General features: G+C 72.2%; 12 protein-coding genes. 2 read left to right on the forward strand and 10 right to left on the reverse strand.

All coding sequences use genetic code 11. The annotated features are described in order from the left end of the window. Positions 1-55: 55 nt before the first annotated feature. The 8 genes from D7193_RS30205 to D7193_RS30240 all read right to left on the reverse strand — a co-directional run bounded on the left by D7193_RS30205 (position 56) and on the right by D7193_RS30240 (position 8,286). Entirely contained in the window at positions 56-907 is an 852-nt protein-coding gene (locus tag D7193_RS30205) for a sugar phosphate isomerase/epimerase family protein (RefSeq protein ID WP_120783068.1), read from the reverse strand. After that, entirely contained in the window at positions 904-2,076 is a 1,173-nt protein-coding gene (locus D7193_RS30210; RefSeq protein ID WP_120783069.1) for a substrate-binding domain-containing protein, read from the reverse strand. Before D7193_RS30210 ends, D7193_RS30205 begins: the two co-directional genes overlap by 4 nt. A 32-nt stretch (positions 2,077-2,108) precedes the next feature. Beyond that, on the reverse strand, positions 2,109-3,113 hold the full coding sequence (locus D7193_RS30215) for an ABC transporter permease (RefSeq protein ID WP_120783070.1): 1,005 nt from the start codon (positions 3,111-3,113) through the stop codon (positions 2,109-2,111). Further along, positions 3,110-4,135, reverse strand: coding sequence for an ABC transporter permease (locus tag D7193_RS30220; protein ID WP_120783071.1), 1,026 nt, complete (start codon positions 4,133-4,135; stop codon positions 3,110-3,112). The genes D7193_RS30215 and D7193_RS30220 overlap by 4 nt, the downstream gene beginning before the upstream one ends. Then, complete coding sequence (locus D7193_RS30225; protein ID WP_120783166.1) at positions 4,132-5,634, reverse strand: sugar ABC transporter ATP-binding protein; 1,503 nt, start codon at positions 5,632-5,634, stop codon at positions 4,132-4,134. The genes D7193_RS30220 and D7193_RS30225 overlap by 4 nt, the downstream gene beginning before the upstream one ends. Beyond that, positions 5,631-6,695 (reverse strand): Gfo/Idh/MocA family protein, encoded by a 1,065-nt coding sequence (locus D7193_RS30230; protein ID WP_206612025.1) that lies wholly within the window; start codon positions 6,693-6,695, stop codon positions 5,631-5,633. Before D7193_RS30230 ends, D7193_RS30225 begins: the two co-directional genes overlap by 4 nt. 202 nt (positions 6,696-6,897) lie before the next feature. Beyond that, positions 6,898-7,512, reverse strand: a complete 615-nt coding sequence (locus tag D7193_RS30235; RefSeq protein ID WP_120783073.1) for a dihydrofolate reductase family protein — start codon at positions 7,510-7,512, stop codon at positions 6,898-6,900. A gap of 132 nt (positions 7,513-7,644) precedes the next feature. Then, positions 7,645-8,286, reverse strand: coding sequence for a suppressor of fused domain protein (locus D7193_RS30240; protein ID WP_241563643.1), 642 nt, complete (start codon positions 8,284-8,286; stop codon positions 7,645-7,647). A 219-nt stretch (positions 8,287-8,505) separates the two neighbouring features. Between D7193_RS30240 and D7193_RS30245 the strand changes: the two genes are divergently transcribed. After that, positions 8,506-9,228 carry a VOC family protein gene (locus D7193_RS30245; RefSeq protein WP_120783075.1) on the forward strand — a complete coding sequence of 241 codons (723 nt, stop codon included), beginning with the start codon at positions 8,506-8,508 and terminating at the stop codon, positions 9,226-9,228. A gap of 181 nt (positions 9,229-9,409) precedes the next feature. Here D7193_RS30245 and D7193_RS30250 read toward each other — a convergent pair whose 3' ends face one another. Both D7193_RS30250 and D7193_RS30255 read right to left on the reverse strand, forming a co-directional pair. Beyond that, on the reverse strand, positions 9,410-12,352 hold the full coding sequence (locus tag D7193_RS30250) for a M48 family metalloprotease (protein ID WP_120783076.1): 2,943 nt from the start codon (positions 12,350-12,352) through the stop codon (positions 9,410-9,412). An 8-nt stretch (positions 12,353-12,360) separates the two neighbouring features. Next, positions 12,361-13,035 carry a hypothetical protein gene (locus D7193_RS30255; RefSeq protein ID WP_120783077.1) on the reverse strand — a complete coding sequence of 225 codons (675 nt, stop codon included), beginning with the start codon at positions 13,033-13,035 and terminating at the stop codon, positions 12,361-12,363. A gap of 313 nt (positions 13,036-13,348) precedes the next feature. On the opposite strand from D7193_RS30255, the gene D7193_RS30260 reads away from it, so the two are divergent. Continuing rightward, entirely contained in the window at positions 13,349-16,801 is a 3,453-nt protein-coding gene (locus D7193_RS30260) for a ThuA domain-containing protein (RefSeq protein ID WP_120783078.1), read from the forward strand. Positions 16,802-16,865: the final 64 nt, after the last annotated feature.

Consider the following 16,865-nt stretch of genomic DNA (forward strand, 5'->3'; position numbering starts at 1 on the left):
GCTGTCGTGACCGTGCGGCGTGCCGGCGCCGTCGGACTGGTGCGCGGGTGAGGGGCTAGGGCATCACCGTCCTCAGGAACGTCAGGCCGTCCACGGCGATGGCGTCCTGGCTCTCGGCGAGGGGACGCCAGATGGAGGCGGCGGTGGCGATCGTCGCGTTCTCCGCGGTGAACGACTCGATGCACAGGGGGCCCGCGTAGCCGGTCGCGTCGACCGCGGCCAGGATCGCCGGCCAGTCCAGGTGGTCGGTGCCGGGCGTACCGCGGTCGTTGCCGCACACCTGCACGTGCGCCACCCGGCCGGCGGCCGAGCGGATCGCCGCCGGGACGTCGGTCTCCTCGATGTTCTGGTGGTAGAGGTCGAGCGCGACCCCGCAGTGCGGCAGGTCGCCGATCGCGTCGAGGGTCTGGCCGATGGTGTTGAGCAGGCTCGTCTCGTAGCGGTTGAGCGGCTCGACGGCCACCGTGACACCGGCCTCGCCCGCGTGGGCGGCGACGGGCGCGAGGCTCTCCCGCAGCTGCGCGTACGCCGCCGCCCGCTCGGCCGGCGACAGCCGCCAGGTACGGCCGACCGAGGCGTACGCCGGCCCGGCGATCACCGCCGATCCGACGGTCACGGCGACGTCCACCACCGTGCGCAGGTAGTCCTGCGTGGATCGGACCGTGGCCCGGTCGGCCGCGACGAGCTCCCGACCGGGCGGCATCACGAGGCACACGGTCGCCCCCAGGCCGTGGTCGGCGAGCACCTGGGCGGCCCGCTTCGGGTCCCAGTCGTCCGGGGTCTCCACGGGGAGTTCGAGCACGTCGAAGCCCCAGCCCGCGACCTTGGCCGCGAGCGCGGCCAAGGTCGCGTCGGTCAGCGGCGAGGTCCACACCCAGGTGTTGACCCCGAGCGGACGTCGGTTCACTTCCACGGCCCCGGGTAGCCGGGCATGCCCTCGCAGCCGCACATCGCGTAGTGCAGCGGCGGCATGTCCTGCTTCACGTACTCCCGGACGGTGTCGCCGGTGATCCGCGGCTGCGGCAGCACCCACTCCTTCGGTACCTGCTCGCCCTTGAGGATCTTCACGGCGGCGATGACCGGGGTGCGCCACTGGTAGGTGGGGTAGGTCGGCGCGACGGCGTTCAGGCCCTCGTCGACCCAGATCCGCAGGAAGTCCTGCTGGTCCTCCCCCACGATGGCGGGCACGTCGACGCCGGCGTCCTGGAACGCCTCGACCGCCGCGACGGCCGTCGCGCCGGCGTCCATCCAGACGCCGTCGATCTTCCCCTCGCGCTGGATGTAGTCGGCCACGATGCTCTTGGTCTTGGCCGCGTCGCCGTCGGTGAACTCCACCCCGACCACGTCGAGTTCGGTGCCGCCGAAGATCTCGTTGGCGGCGGCCCACCGCTGCTCCAGCACGTCCACGCCGGGCAGGATGCGCAGGGCGAGGATCTTGCCGCCCGGCTTGACCCGCTCCTTCAGGAACTCCGCGCCGTTCGCGCCGAAGGCGAAGCCGCCGATGGGGTGGATGAAGGTGACCGGGCAGTCGGTGTTGACGCCCCGGTCGAACACGATCACCGGTACGCCGGTCGCGCACGCCTGCTCGACGGCCGGCGTCAGCGTGGCCGTGGTGTTCGGCGAGATGATGATCGCGGAGCACTTGCGACCGGTCAGCGACTGGATGTCACTGATCTGCTTGTCGTCCTTGGCCTCCGCGTCGAGCACGACGAAATCGGTGATCTCCGGGTGCAGCTTCACCTCCTCCTGCATGGTCTTGAAGCCCACCTGCCGCCACGGGTTGTCCACCGCGGCGTTGGAGAAACAGAGGGTGTACCCGCCGCCCGGCTTGGCGAACTTCGCGGTGTCGACCATCTGCGGCTCGAGCATCTGCTCCCACGGCCTGCCCTCCGGCCCCTGCGGGGTGGCGTTGCGGAAGGCGAGCTGGCGGTCGTACTCGGCCTGGTCGAAGAACTCCGACTTACGGGTGTCCGAACTGGGTGTTCCGCTGCCCGAGGATTCCTCGGGCAGATCGCTGGAGCATCCGGCGACGGCGAGCACGCCGGCCACGGCCACCAGGGCCCATCTCTTGGTCATGGTTGCGAATCTCCTTACCAGCCGAGGGGACGTCAGGAGGGAGCGGGTCGCACGCTGTCGCGCTGTTTCGGCCACCACCGCAGCCGTTGTCGTAGGCCGCCGCCGAGCGAGGCGTAGGCGACGGCGCCGATGATGATCACGCCCTGGACGGCCGACTCCAGGGCACCGCTCACGCCGAGCAGGTTCAGCAGCGTGAACAGGGCCTCCAGGGACAGCGCGCCCGCGGCGGCCGCGACGACGGACCCGCGCCCGCCGCCCAGGAGCACGCCGCCCAGCACGACGGCGGTGATCGCACGGAACTCCAGGCCGCTGCCGACCTGCGCCGAGACGCCGGCGAACCCGCCGAGCAGGATCGCCGCGACCGCGGCGAGCAGCCCGGAGAGGACGAAGGCGAGCAGCCGGAGCCGGTCGACCTGCCCTCCGGACAGCCGTACGGCGGCCTCGTTGTCGCCGACCGCCACCAGAGCGCGGCCGGTGCCGCTGCGCATGAACAGCGCCGCGGCCACCAGGATCGCCAGCAGGATGAGCACCGACCAGGGAACCTCGCCGAGCACCGGGACGTCGAGGGCGCCGCGCCCGAACGTCCGGAACCCGGCGGACAGCGCGCCGCGGGGCGCGCCGTCGGTCCAGAGGAACACCGCGCCGTCGAGCACCAGCAGCATGCCGAGCGTGACGATGAACGACGGCACCAGGAGCTTCGTCGTGACCAGCCCGTTGACCAGGCCGACCAGCAGGCCGAACCCGAGCACGAGGAGGATCACCCCCGTCGTCGCGGACTCGCTGCCGTCGATGAGCCGGGCCGCGATGACCACCCCGGCGGTCACCAGGGCACCGACCGACAGGTCGAACCCGCCGGAGACGATGACGAAGTACTGCCCGATCGCGAGGATCATCAGCGGCGCGGCCCGCTTGAGCAGCGCGAGGTAGCCGGACGGCTCGTCGTAGGCCGGGCCGGCGATCGCGAGGCCGACGAGCAGCAGGAGCAGGACCACGAGCACCGGCGCGGTGCCCTCGGCCAGGCGTGGGCGCCACGTCATGCCAACCTCCCCCGGGCGCGATCGGCCATCATGCGGCGGGCGTAGAGCGCGACCGCGGTCACGAGGACGATCCCGCGCACCACGTCCTTGAAGAACGGGTCGACCTCCAGGTCGTCGAAGATGGTGTCCAGGGTCGCCAGGATGAGGACACCGCCGAGGGTGCCGACGACCCCGCCGCGGCCACCGGCGAGCAGCGTCCCGCCGAGCACGACGGCGGCGATCGACTCCAGGTCGTACCCGGCGTCGGTGCCGACGTACGGGGCGCCCGAGCCGAGCCGGCTCGCGAGGTAGACGCCGGTGAGGCCGGCGGCGACCGAACACAGCACGTGTGCCGTGACGATGACCCGGCGGGTCGGCACCCCGGACAGCCGGGCCACCTCGACGTCACCGCCGACCGCGTACATGTGGTAGCCGGGGCGGGTCCGCGACAGGTACCACCACGACAGCGCGACGACGGCGAGCATGAGCAGCGCCGCGACGGGCACCGGGCCGATCCGGTCGTAGCCGAGGTGCTGGAAGCCGCGCGGGACGTCGCCGGCCGGGCCGGTGTAGGTGTGCTCCAGGTAGCCGCGCAGGATCAGCGCCACGCCGAGCGTCGCGATGAACGCGTTGGCGCGCAGCACGGTGATGACCAGGCCGTTGACCAGGCCGACGCCAGCGGCCACGGCGAGCGCGAGCAGCAGTCCGGGCACGATCATGCCCTCCCGCCCGGCCATCGTCTCCGCCGCGATCAGCGACGTGAGGCCGATCAGGTAGGCGACCGACAGGTCGAGGGATCCGGTGAGGATCACCATCGTCTGGCCGATGGCGACGACGCCGAGCGCGGTGGCCCGGGTGAGGATGTTGAGGATGCCGGCCTGATCGAGCAGGACCTCTCCCCGCATCCCGACGAGGACGCTGCCGACGACGAGCAGGGCGGCGAGCGCGAGGTAGACGATGACGACGGGGGTGAGCCGCCGGCGCACCGCCGGCCGGGCGGCGGTACGCCGGGCCGGGGCGATGTTCTCGTGAACGGTGCTCATGCCACCTCACCGATCCCGTGCCCGGTGGCGAGCGCCATCACGGCTCCCTCGCTCGCACCGGCCGGCAGCTCACCGGCCAGCGCGCCGTCGTGCATGACGAGGATCCGGTCGCTCATCCCGATCAGCTCGGGCAGCTCCGAGGAGATCATCAGCACCGCCACGCCGCGTCGCGCGAGGTCCCGCAGCAGCTCGTGCACGGCCCGCTTGGCGCCGACGTCGATGCCCCGCGTCGGCTCGTCGACGATCAGCACCTTCGGCTCGACCGCAAGCCACTTGGCGAGCACGACCTTCTGCTGGTTGCCGCCGGACAGGAAGCGCACCTCCTGGTGCTCGCCGCGCGACACCACGGTCACCAGGTCGAGCAACGCCGGCAGGTCCGACCGGGCGCGGGATCGCGCGCCGCGCAGCGCGGCGCGGCGCACCAGCAACGTGTTGTCGCGTACGGACTGGCGAAGCGCCAGACCGTCCCCCTTGCGGTCCTCGGTGACCAGTGCGATCCCGAGGCGTACGGCGGTGCGGGGCCGGGTCACCTGCCGCGGTGTCCCGTCCACCTCCAGCACGCCGCGGGTGAACGGCTCCACGCCGAACACCGCGCGGGCCACGGCCGAGCGGCCGGACCCCTGCAGCCCGGCCAGCCCGACGATCTCCCCGGCGCGTACCTCGATGTCCAGGTCGCGTACGCGGTCGTTGCCGGCGCCGCGCAGGGCGAGGCGGACGGGCCCGAGGTCGGCGGGGGCCGCCCGGTCCGGGTAGTACTCGCCCAGGTCGCGGCCCACCATGTGCCGGACGAGTGCCTCCGAGGTCAGCTCGCCGGTCGGGGCGCAGGTCACGAACCGGCCGTCCTTGAGCACGGTGATCCGGTCGGAGAGGTCGAACACCTCGCGCATGCGGTGCGAGACGTAGAGGATCGCGATCCCGCGCTCGCGGAGCCGGCGCACCAGGTCGTAGAGCAGCTCGACCTCGTGGTCGGCGAGCGCGGCGGTCGGCTCGTCCATGCCGAGCACCCTCGCGTTCGTCGACAGGGCCTTGACGATCTCGACGACCTGCCGCTGTGCGACCGACAGCGACGACACGGCGTCGGTCGGATCGATCCCGTCCTCGCCGAGCCAGTCCAGCAGCTCACGGGTGTCGGCCACCATGCGCCGCCGGTCGACCTGCATCCGGCGCACGGGCTCGCGGCCGAGGAAGACGTTCTCGGCGACGCTGCGGTGCGGCAGCAGCGTGAACTCCTGGTGGATGATCGCGATGCCGGCCCGCTGCGCGTCGGTCGGGCCCGCGAAGGACACCGGGTCACCGTCGACCTCGATGGTGCCGCCGTCCGGCCGGTGCACCCCGGCCAGCACCTTGAGCAGTGTGGACTTGCCCGCGCCGTTCTCACCCATCACCGCGTGCACCTCGCCGCCACGCAGCTCCAGGTCCACGCCCTGCAGCACCGGCACGCCGAGGAAGGACTTGCTGATCCCCGTCATCCGCACCGTCGTCGTGGTCGCGGTCGTCATGTCGGCACCGCTGTCCACGCGCCGTCCGCGGCCGCGGAAGCCAGCACCGCATCGGTGATCCGGACGGCGCGCAGGCCGTCGGCGAACGTCGGCAGCCCGTCCGGGACGGCCTCGCCGCGCACCGCCCGGTAGGTGTCGGCGACGAACGCGTCGAAGCAGTCCTGGTAGCCCTGGGCGTGCCCGGCGGGCAGCCGGACGTAGCGGGCCGCCGAGGGATGCAGCGTCCCGGGATCGCGCAGCAACGTCTCGCCGCCCTCGCGCCGGCCGACCCACAGCCGCTCCGGATCCTCCTGGTCGAAGCCGAAGCTCGCGTCGGTGCCCGAGAGCTCCAGGTGCAACCGGTTCTTACGGCCCGCGGCGACCTGCGACACCACCAGTGCGCCGATGATGCCGGCGGCGGTGGTGAAGTGCACGGCAGCCAGGTCCTCGGTCGGGGTGCCGTTCCGGCGGGCACGCTCGTGCACGACCGCGGTGCGGGCGGACAGGCGGGTGATCCGGTCGCCCGTCACGAACTCGAACAGGTCGCACCAGTGCGAGCCGATGTCGGCGAACGCCCGCGACGGCCCGCCGAGCGCGGCGTCGACCCGCCAGTCGTCGTCGGACGGGCGGGACAGCCAGTCCTGGAGGTAGCCACCGGTCACGCTGGCGAGGACCCCGGCCTCGCCGGCGGAGAGCCGGGCGCGCAGCTCGCGCACCATCGGGTGGAAACGGTAGACGAACGGAACGCTGGCCACGTGGTCGCCGGCCGCCGCCACCAGTGCCGCGGCCTCCGCGCTCGCGGTGGCCAGCGGTTTCTCGCAGACGACGTGCACGCCCGCGGAGAGCGCGGCGGCGGCGACCGGCGCGTGCGACGCGTTGGGCGTGCACACGTGCAGCACGTCGATCTCGGCGTCGCCGAGCAGGGCCGCGAGATCCGGGTAGCCCGCGTCGGCCCCGACGGCGCGAGCCGCGGCGGCGGCGCCGTCGGGCCGTGACGCCATCGCGGCCACGACCCGCGCCCCGGCACGCCGGGCCGCCTCCGCGTGCACCTGCCCCATGAAGCCCGCGCCGACGACCGCCACGCGCACTGTCTGCTGATCGGATTCGACCCCATCGGACGTCGTTGCCAGATCGGCTATAGACATGCGTCGACGGTAGCGGTGACTTCTGTATTGGTCAACGAAAAGTCATGCCGCTGTCGCCGATAGTTATATGGATGGTGACGAAAGTCCGGGTTGCGTCGACGGATGTGCCGCCGCCACGGCGGTCCTGCCCGCGATGGCGCTAGTTCCCGGCGGGAACCTGGTCCTTGACGTCGTCGTAGCCGACGGCGCCGGGAGCGGCGGTGGGCGAATAGATCACCCGGATCACGCCCGTCGGGAAGACCTCCGAGGCCGTCACCCGCAGGTGGTACGGGGCGTCGCCCTCGTCGAACAGCTTGCGGCCCTTGCGCGCCGCAACCGGGTGCACCAGCAGACGCAGCTCGTCGACCAGCCCCGCGGCGAGCAGTTGCTGCACCACGGAGATCGACCCGGGGATGAGGATGCCCTTGATGCCGGCGTCGGCCTTGAGCGCGGCGACGGCATCGACGAGGTCACCCTGGATCAGCTCGGAGTTGCGCCAGGAGAACTCCAGCGGCTGGCGGGAGACGACCACCTTGCGCACGTCGCCGAGTTGCTTGGCGAACGGCGCGTCGTCCCCACCCGCGGCCTCACGGTCGGGCCAGGCGCCGGCGAAGCTGTCGTACGTCTCCCGGCCGATGAGCAACACGTCAGCGGTGTCGTAGTCCTCGCCGACCGCGCGGCCCATGTTCTCGTCGAAGTACGGGAAGTGCCAGTCGGGATTGATCTCGGCCACGCCGTCGGCCGAGATGAACAGCGTGGAGATGACCTTCGCCATCGGGGTGCCCCCTTGAGTCGGTGGTGTCGCTGGGTAGACCGGCGCATCATCGCAAACTCATCGGTCGATCACGGACCCGTTCCGACGGAGTCGGCGGTCGATTTCGTCGCGGGGGGGGCGCCGTCGGGGTCGTCAGGCGTACGACGGTCTCTGCGGCTCCAGCAGCTCGGTGACCTGGCCGCGGTCGAGCACCTCGATGAGGGCGTCCGTGCCGCGTTCGACCTTGACCGCCACCTCCTGCGGGTGCAGGGGTACCAGCGCGAGCAGCGAGATCTGTGTGCCGTCTCCGACCGCGATCGTGCGGGCCTCGGCCGGCACGCGCAGCATCGGCGTCACGACGACACCCGCGAACGGCGTGCCCGGGGCGTAGGGCTGCGCGGGATCGCCGTTGGGCACCGAGTGCCACTCCCCGATCCACGTGCCGTACTCGTGCGGCAGCCGGGCCACCTGCTTGAGCACGCGCACCGGCCAGCCGGCCGGGTCGCCGTCCAGCCCCGCCGCCTTGCCGAGCGGCCAGTCGGCCGGCAGGCAGAGCATCAGTTCGGCGTACGGGCTGATGTCGTGACCCTCGGGGACCGTCATCGGCAGCTCGCTCATACCTGAGGTGACCAGCGTCCGGTAGGGGCGCGCCTCGGTGGGCGCCACGACGTAAACGTGCACGCCGACGAGATGCGACGCGATCTCGTGGTACACGAACTCGACCGGCCCGAAGTGCTCCTCGATGTGCCGGTCGATGGCCTCGGCGAACCACTCCCGCGGTCCCTGTGCCGGCACGAACCCGTCATGCGACGCCTGGTGACGGAGGACCCCTGACCCGCGCGGCTCACTCATGACGAGGCAGCCTAGTTCACACCGTGCACCGGCGAAGCCACGGTGCCGCGCCGCCCCGATACTCGGCTGCGGGTGGCGCGCCTCGTACGTAGGCTCCCGTTCGTCCGGCCGGTGGGGATCCCGCCGGCGGCGGTCGCTCAGGGGATCGGAGATGAGCCGAGGATGACGTCCCACCTGTTCGCTGTCAGCTTCGACGCGGGTGAGCCCCTGCGTGTCGCGCGCTTCTGGTCCGGGCTCCTGGGCTGGGAGCGGGGCGACGACCCGTACGACGGTGTCACGCTGCTGCCCGGCGACGACACCGGATTCCGGCTCCGTTTCCTCCCCGTGGAGGGGCGGAAGGTCACCCAGAACCGGATCCACTTCGACCTGACGAGCAGTTCCCCGGAGGACCAGCAGCGGACGGTGGCCCGGGCGCTGGAACTCGGCGGACGCCACATCGACGTCGGTCAGCGTCCGGAGGAGGGCCACGTGGTGCTCGCCGACCCCGAGGGCAACGAGTTCTGCGTCGTCGGGCCGGGCAACAACTTCCTCGCCGACTGCGGATTCGTCGGCGCGCTGTCCTGCGACGGCTCGCAGGCCGTCGGGTACTTCTGGAGCGAGGCGCTGGGCTGGCCGCTGGTCTGGGACCAGGACCAGGAGACCGCCATCCAGTCACCCCAGGGCGGCACGAAGATCGCGTGGGGTGGTCCACCCCTGAATGAGAAGATCGGGAAGAACCGGGTGCACCTCGACCTGGCTCTCTCCGTCCACGACGACCGGGAGGCGGAGGTCGACCGCCTGCTGTCGCTCGGGGCGACCCGGATCGACATCGGCCAGGGCGACGTCGACTGGGTGGTGCTGGCCGACCCCGACGGCAACGAGTTCTGCCTGTTGCCGCCCCAGTGAGCTGACGTTCCTCCCGCGCGGGCTCACCGGGTAAGCGACGCGCTGACCCGGCGGCCCCGCGCGCACGGCGCCCACGATCGACGATCATGCAGTTGTGGTGCCCCACGAAAGCGGCATACCGGCTCAGACCACCCACCACAACTCCATGATCGACGGGAGCGGGGGCGGGCGCGGGGGCGGGCTAGCCGGCTATGGCCTTGGCCATGGCCGTCAGGTCCTCGCCGAGGGGCGCGAGTCGTTGCAGCGAGGTGATGTAGGCGGCATGGTCCCGCTGCCCGATCGCGCGGTCGCACTCGACACCGATCTGGTCCGCCCGCGTCAGCAGGGCCTCCCAGGCCGCCTCGCCCCGCGGATCGGGATGGTGGAAGTACCGGCGGCCGGCGGACACGCTCTCGCTCACGGCCAGGCAGCGCGGACGCATCTGCGCCTCGATGACCGCCCAGTCGTTCAACACCCGCCGGGCCGGGTCGGAGGTCACCGCGTTGAGCGGCTCCGCCAGCTCGGCCAGGCTCTTCGCGATCCCCAGGGTCAGGTCGCTCCCCCCGAGGACGAGCCAGGCGTGGATTTGCGCGGCGCGGACGGCCGGCGACGTGACGCCGCCGGAGAACACCGGATCCAGCGCGTCGGCCGCGGTGTCCTCGCGGGCGCGTGAGCGGACGTCGGAGACCGTCACGGCCGCGGTCGTCGCGGTGGCGAGCAGACACAGGCCGACCACCCCGACGGCCGTCCGCCAGCGGGGGCGCGCCGTGACCGACTCCGGGGGCCGGGCCGCCGCGGCGTGTCCGCGCCCGGCGCGCACGCCCCGGCCGCGCAGCCGGCGGACCGACGCGCCCGCCAGAACGCCCACGGCGGCCACCCCGGCGGCGAGAAACAGCCCCAGACCCAGGACGGTCGGCGCCAGCAACTCGACGACCCGACCCCCGCCCACCAGGTCCGGACGGCACGACGAGGCCAGGATCGCGAGTGGACGGGCGCAGCCGTCCACGGCGAGCAGTACGCCCATGGTGACGAGCCCGACCAGCCCGACGGTGGCCGCCACCACGAGCCCGCGCAGCAGCGGGACGTCCCGGGCGACCGCCGCCGTGACGCCGGCGGCCAGCCACATGCCCGCGGCCACGGCCGCCATGACCCACATCGTGTACGCCACGAGGTGCGTCTGCGCCCGGCCGTCGACCACCGGGGACCAGGCCCGCAGCGCGGCGGTGACCGCCAGGACGAGCACCACGGCGCCGACGGCGGCCCACCCGGCTCCGGCCAGCAGCGGGCGGCGGGGTCGGGTGGGCGCCGGCCGTCGCAGGCCGGCCAGGAGGGGAAGGAGCCAGAGCGCCCCGGCCGCCCACAAGAGATCCGCGCGACGCGTCAGGGCCAGCAGGACGGGCAGGCCCGGGACGAGATCGAGCAGGGGCCCCTCGTAGCCCTGGCCGCTCGTCAGGTCCTGCTCGTGCTGCCTGATGACGCCCTCACCGAGAAAGGCCAGCATGCCGCCCGCCTCGATGTGGCCCTCGGCCTCCCACCAGCGCCACCACAGGGCGAGGACGGAGCAGCCGACGACCAGGCCGAGCCACGCCGACCAGCGTGGGCGTCCGCCCGCCGACGAGGCGGCCGACAACAGGGCGTACTCGGCCATCCACCACGTGACCGCGAACGCGGCCAGCGCGTGCAACAGCAGGAAGGCAGGATCTTCCGGGAGCAGGTCCCAGACGCTGCCCGCCCGGCCGACCGCGATCTCCCCGAGGACCAGGCCGATGCCGAGCCACCCGGCCACGCGCAGCCCCGACGGCGCCGGCCCCGAGGCGAGCACGGCGTACGTGGCGGCCGGCCGGAGGAGCAGACCGGTGATGGAGGTGACCAGCACCGCCACGGTCACCGAGATGACCGAGGTCCGCCACTCCTGCGGGATGCCGAGCAGCGACAGCAGCGCCGGCATGCGGGTGGCGGTGATCGCCGCCGTCGCGCCGGTCAGGAAGAACGCCAACGCGCCCGGCGTGAACAGCGCCCCCGGGTCGGCGAGCGATCGCCAGCGCTGGCCCCAGGTGGGGTGCGTGTGCCAGAGGGACGCCGCCCGGGCCGTGAGCCGCCCGACGGCCGACGGGTGCCGGGCATCCGGGCGTGGTCCGGCGGCGGCCTGCCACAGTCGCACGTCCGCGCCCCACCGCCGGGCCGTCAGGTCGGCGTGGAACTCGCGCGTACGCAGGATGTCCGCGCGGGCCAGGTAGACCAGGACGACCGTGACGGCGAGCATCGCCACGTGGTGCACGACGCGGGACTGTTCCCGCGTCTCCATGTAGGTGCCCGCCGTGCCGGGCAGGCTCACCGCGGCGATGTACAGCAGGTCGAGGGGCAGGACCACCCAGAGCAGCACCCGCCACAGGGCGACCGTCGCGTACGTGATGTCGACGTCGCGGTTGTGCAGGTGCGCCAGCTCGTGCAGCACCACGGCGCGGAAACCCTGGTCGTCGCTGCGCCTCCGGGCGAGCAGCCCGCCGTTCAGGCACACGGTGTACCGGCGGAACCGCCCGAAGACGACGGCCCCGGCGGTGGGCGTGGCGGGCGCGATGACGAACCGGGGCGGCCGTCGGAGCCCGGCAACGGCGACCAGTTCGGCGAGCGTCGCCCGCAGCTCTCCGTACCCCTCGACCTCCTCGACCGGCACGACCCGGCCCCGGCGTCCCTTCCACAGCGGCAGAATCCAGTACAGCGCTGCCGCGCAGATCAGCAGCAGGAGCAGCGCGCCGGGCTTCCACCACCACGCCTGCGCCGGCACGAAGCGGTCCACGCACGCCTCGTACGCCGACCGCTGGTCGGCGATCCGGACCACCACGTCGAGGTCGCTGAGACCCGGGTCGCCGCCCGCGGCCAGCCCGCAACCGACGCGCATGCCGTCCGGGTCCGCGCGCGCGTCGATGACGTTCACGGAGATCGTCGCGGCGATGCCGACGAAGAGGGCGAGCAGCAGGACGAAGCGTGGAAGGGCGCCCGCCCGCAACGCCCGCTGGTCGTGGAAAGCCGAGGCCGGCGGGGTGGTGCCCGGCGGGATCGCCGGCGGGGTGGCGCCCGCCGGGATCGCCGCCTCGGTGGCCGCCTCCGTGGTCGCCTCGGCGGTCGCCTCCGTGGTCGCCGACACGTCCGCCGCTACCGCTGGCCGTCGCTGTCGTCGGGATCCGCCGATGCCGGCCCGTCGTCGGGGTCCGCCGGTCGCGCTGCGTCGCCGCTCGCCGTACCGGAGCCGGCGCGGTCCGCCGTGCCCGAACCGTCGCGGCTCGCCGTGCCCGGTGCCTCGCGGCCCGTCGCGCCGAAGCCGGCACCGTCCCACGTCGGTGACCCGTCGCCGGTCGACGTCGCCAGCCGCGCCACCACCCGGTCCGCCAGGAGGGCCGCCGCGTCCGGCGTGAGGTCGGCCGCCACGGCGAGTTCGCACACGCGGTCCCGGACGGCCCGCAACTGGTCACCGGTGAGCGCCGGCATCGACCGGGGCGGCGCAGGCCGACCGAGGCGTGCGCGCAACCAGGTGCGCATTCCGGTACCGGCCCGTGCCATCCCGGCTCCGACGGCGGAGCGCACGACCTCGTCGAGGGCGACCCAGACGAGCGAGGTGACCAGGATCGTAACCTCACCCAATCCGAATCCGAGCAGGTCACGGGACCCGCGCGCCCGGGCGAGCCGGCGCAGCGCGGTGTCGTCGTCGAAGGACCGGAGCGCGTCGACGAGCACCAGTTCGTCGGGGGCCACGTCCGCGACGACGTCCCGCACGGCATCGCGGACCAACCGTGGTGGCGTGTCGGCCCGTCCGTCCTCGTGTCGCGTCATCGGCTCCACGCCAGACCCCCGTACGATCGCCCGCCCACCCCGGCGATGCTATCGACAAACACCAACGGCGACGGTCCCCCACATCGGAGCGCCGGGAACCCAACCCGATCGCCCGACGTCGGCTCCCGCGCTTGATCCACACCAGATCGCCGAAGTAGCGCTATCCGCGACGCCAGGACACCGCTACTTCGGCGAAATGGAGTCGATCAGGCGTTGAAGTGCCTCAGGATATTGACCAGTGGAAATGGGGCTCGTAGGGTGGGGAAGCTGGAAAGCGCTTTCCTACTCCCGTCCCCATCTGAGGAGCGCGTGTATGAGACGCCGCCGCCCGCTACTTCTCGCCCTGCTCACGGCCGTCACCCTCGTATTCGCGGGCACGGCGAATCCGGTGAACGCATCGGCCGCCGCCCCGTCATTCCGGGTCCTGGTCTTCTCCAAGGTCACGAACTTCCACCACGATTCGATCCCGGCGGGGATCGACGCCGTACGAAAACTCGGCGCGCGGCACGGGTTCGCGGTCGAGGCGACCACCGACGCGGGGGCGTTCACCGACGCCAACCTCGCCCGGTTCGACGCCCTGGTCTTCAACAACACCAACTCCACGCCCGCCTCCGGCGACCTGCTCGACGCCACCCAGCGGGCCGCGCTGCAGACGTTCATCCGCAACGGTGGCGGCTGGGTCGGCCTGCACGCCGCGTCGGCGAGCGAACGCGACTGGACCTGGTACGAGGGACTGGTCGGCGCCATCTTCGACAACCACCCCGACTTCTCCGCCACCGGCGGCACCTTCCCGGGCCGGGTCAAGGTGCTCGACCACGCCCACCCGTCCACGAAGAATCTGCCGGAACTCTGGGAGCGCAGCGAGGAGTGGTACAACTGGCGGACCAACCCCACGGGCAAGGTCCACACGCTCGCCCAGATCAAGGTCCGCGACGGCATCCCGGGGCTCGACGAGGGTGTCGACCACCCGTACTCGTGGTGCCAGAACTACGACGGTGGCCGCTCCTGGTTCACCGCCGGCGGGCACAGCTCGTCCTCCTTCCAGGAGCCCGCCTTCCTCCAGCACCTGCTCGGCGGTATCCGGTGGGCGGCGGGCGCCGTCCCCGGTGACTGCGGTGCCACGAGGAGCACCAACTTCGAACGGATCCCGCTGGTCAACCAGGACCTCTCCGACCCGTTCGAACTGGCGGTGGCACCGGACCGTCGCGTCTTCTACATCGAGCGCACCGGCGCCCTGAAGGTCGTCAACCAGGACACCCTCGCCGTCACCACGCTGCTGGACTTCGACTACACGCCGGAGCAGACCAGCCAGTCCGACGGCCTGCTCGGCATGACCCTGGACCGGCACTTCGCCCGGAACAACTGGATCTACCTGCTGTGGTCGGACCGGGTCGAGAAGCGGCTCAACCTGTCCCGGTTCACCGTCGACGGCGACAGCGTCAGCCTGGACTCGGAGAAGCGGCTGCTCACGATCCCGACCTGGCGCGGCGAGGCCCGCGCCAATTCCCACATGGGCGGCTCGGTGACGATGGACGAGCAGGGCAACCTGTACGCGGCCATCGGCGACAACACCGACCCGTTCGAGTCCAGCGGCTTCGCCCCGATCGACGAACGGCCGGGCCGTCGGGCGTACGACGCGCAGGGCACCGCCGGCAACACCAACGACCTTCGGGGCAAGGTGCTGCGGATCAAGCCCCGGGCCGACGGCACGTACGCCATCCCCCAGGGCAACCTGTTCGCTCCCGGCACCCCGAGGACCCGGCCCGAGATCTACGCGATGGGCCTGCGGAACCCGTTCCGCATCACCGTCGACTCGACGTCGAACGCGCTGCTCGTGGCCGACTACGGCCCCGACGCCCGCTCCGCCAACCCGACGCGCGGGCCGGAGGGGACTGTCGAGTTCAACCGGATCACCAGCGCCGGCAACTACGGCTGGCCGTACTGCATCGGCAACAACACCCCGTTCAACGACTACGACTTCGCGACCTCCACCTCCGGCCCGACCTTCGACTGCGCCGCGCCGGTCAACGACTCCCCCAACAACACGGGCCTGACGAACCTGCCGCCGACCAGGCCCGCGCTGATCTGGTACGCCTACTCGGCGTCCCCGGAGTTCCCGGAACTCGGCACCGGCGGCGGTGGCCCGATGAGCGGTCCCGTCTACGACTACGACCCGTCCAACAAGCGGCTCACCAAGTTCCCGCAGTACTACGAGGACAAGTGGATCGTCTACGAGCTGACCCGCAGGTGGTTCAAGACCGTGTCGATCCACGAGACCGGGCAGACGTTCGACGAGCCGCGCTTCGCCCCCACCCGGCCCGGTGAGGTGCAGTCCATCAACGGCATCTTCGACGGCATGTCCTGGATCCAGCCGTTCGAGGCGGAGTTCGGGCCCGACGGCTCCCTCTACGTCATCGACTTCGGCGAGGGCAGCGGGAGTGGCCGTGGCGGCACCAACGAGGGCGCGGGCATCTACCGCATCGACTACGTCGCCAACAGCCGTTCCCCGGTGGCCCGCCTCGCCGTCGACAAGGACAGCGGGCCCGCGCCGTTGACCGTCGCCTTCTCCAGCGCCGGGTCCAGCGGGCCGGACGGCACCCCCATCCAGTACGCCTGGGACTTCGACGGCGACGGCAGCGTCGACTCCACCGCCGCCAACCCCAGCCACACCTATGGCACGGCGGGACGCTTCACGGCCCGGCTCACGGTCACCGCCACCAACGGGCAGACGGCCGTCGCCGTACAGGAGATCACGGCCGGCAACACGCGGCCGACGGTGACCCTCAGCGTCCCCGACGGCGCCTTCTTCGACTTCGGCGACCGGATCCCGTACGCGGTGACGGTGACCGACCCGGAGGAGGGCAGCATCGACTGCGCGAAGGTGGTCGTGCAGACCCAGCTCGGCCACGACTCGCACACCCATCCGCTGGACAACTACATCGGGTGCAGCGGGGTGGCGATCACCGAGGGCAACGGCGGCGACGGGCACGGCCCGGGTCAGAACCTCTACACCGTGCTCACCGCGCAGTACACCGACGGCGGGGCGTCCGGCGCACCGGAACTCGTCGGCTCGACCCGCGCCGAGCTGCAGACCAAGAGCAAGGAGGCGGAACACTTCGACGGCCAGAGCGGCATCCAGGTCCTCGACCGGCCCACCGCGAGCGCCGGCAAGCGCATCGGTGACATCGACCACGGCGAGTGGATCAGCTTCGCTCCGGTGAACCTCCGCAACATCGACTCGGTCACCGTCGGCGTCGCGTCGGGCAGCAGCGGGGGCGACATCGAGCTGCGGGCCGACTCCCCCACCGGGGAACTGCTCGGTCGGGCGACCATCGGCAGCACCGGCGGCTGGGACAACCTGGTCTCACCGACCGTGGACGTGACCGACCCGGGCCGGACGTGCACGCTCTACGTGGTGTTCGTCAACCCGAACCAGACCGGCGGGACCCCGGACCTGATGGCGCTGGACTGGCTGCGCTTCAACGGCGCCGGGGTGCGGGAACAGACCGGTGCCACGGTCTCGGCCGCGGCCACGCCGTCGGCGGGCACGGCACCGCTGGAGGTGGCGTTCACCGCGACGGCCTCCCCGGCGACCGGGCGCACCATCACCGACCACGCGTGGGACTTCGGCGACAACACCGCGGTCGCCCACGGCCCGCAGGCCACTCACACGTACGCCCGCAGGGGCATTTACACCGCGAGGCTCACGGTCACCGACAACCTCGGGGCGACCATGTCCACCCCCGTCGTCGTCACGGTGAGCTGAACCCGGGTGGTGGTGGCGGGGCTCCGGCGTCCCGCCACCACCGGCCCGGCATCCGCCGCCACCA

This window comes from Micromonospora costi (genome assembly GCF_003626655.1).
In the GTDB taxonomy this organism is placed as follows: Bacteria; Actinomycetota; Actinomycetes; order Mycobacteriales; family Micromonosporaceae; genus Micromonospora; species Micromonospora costi.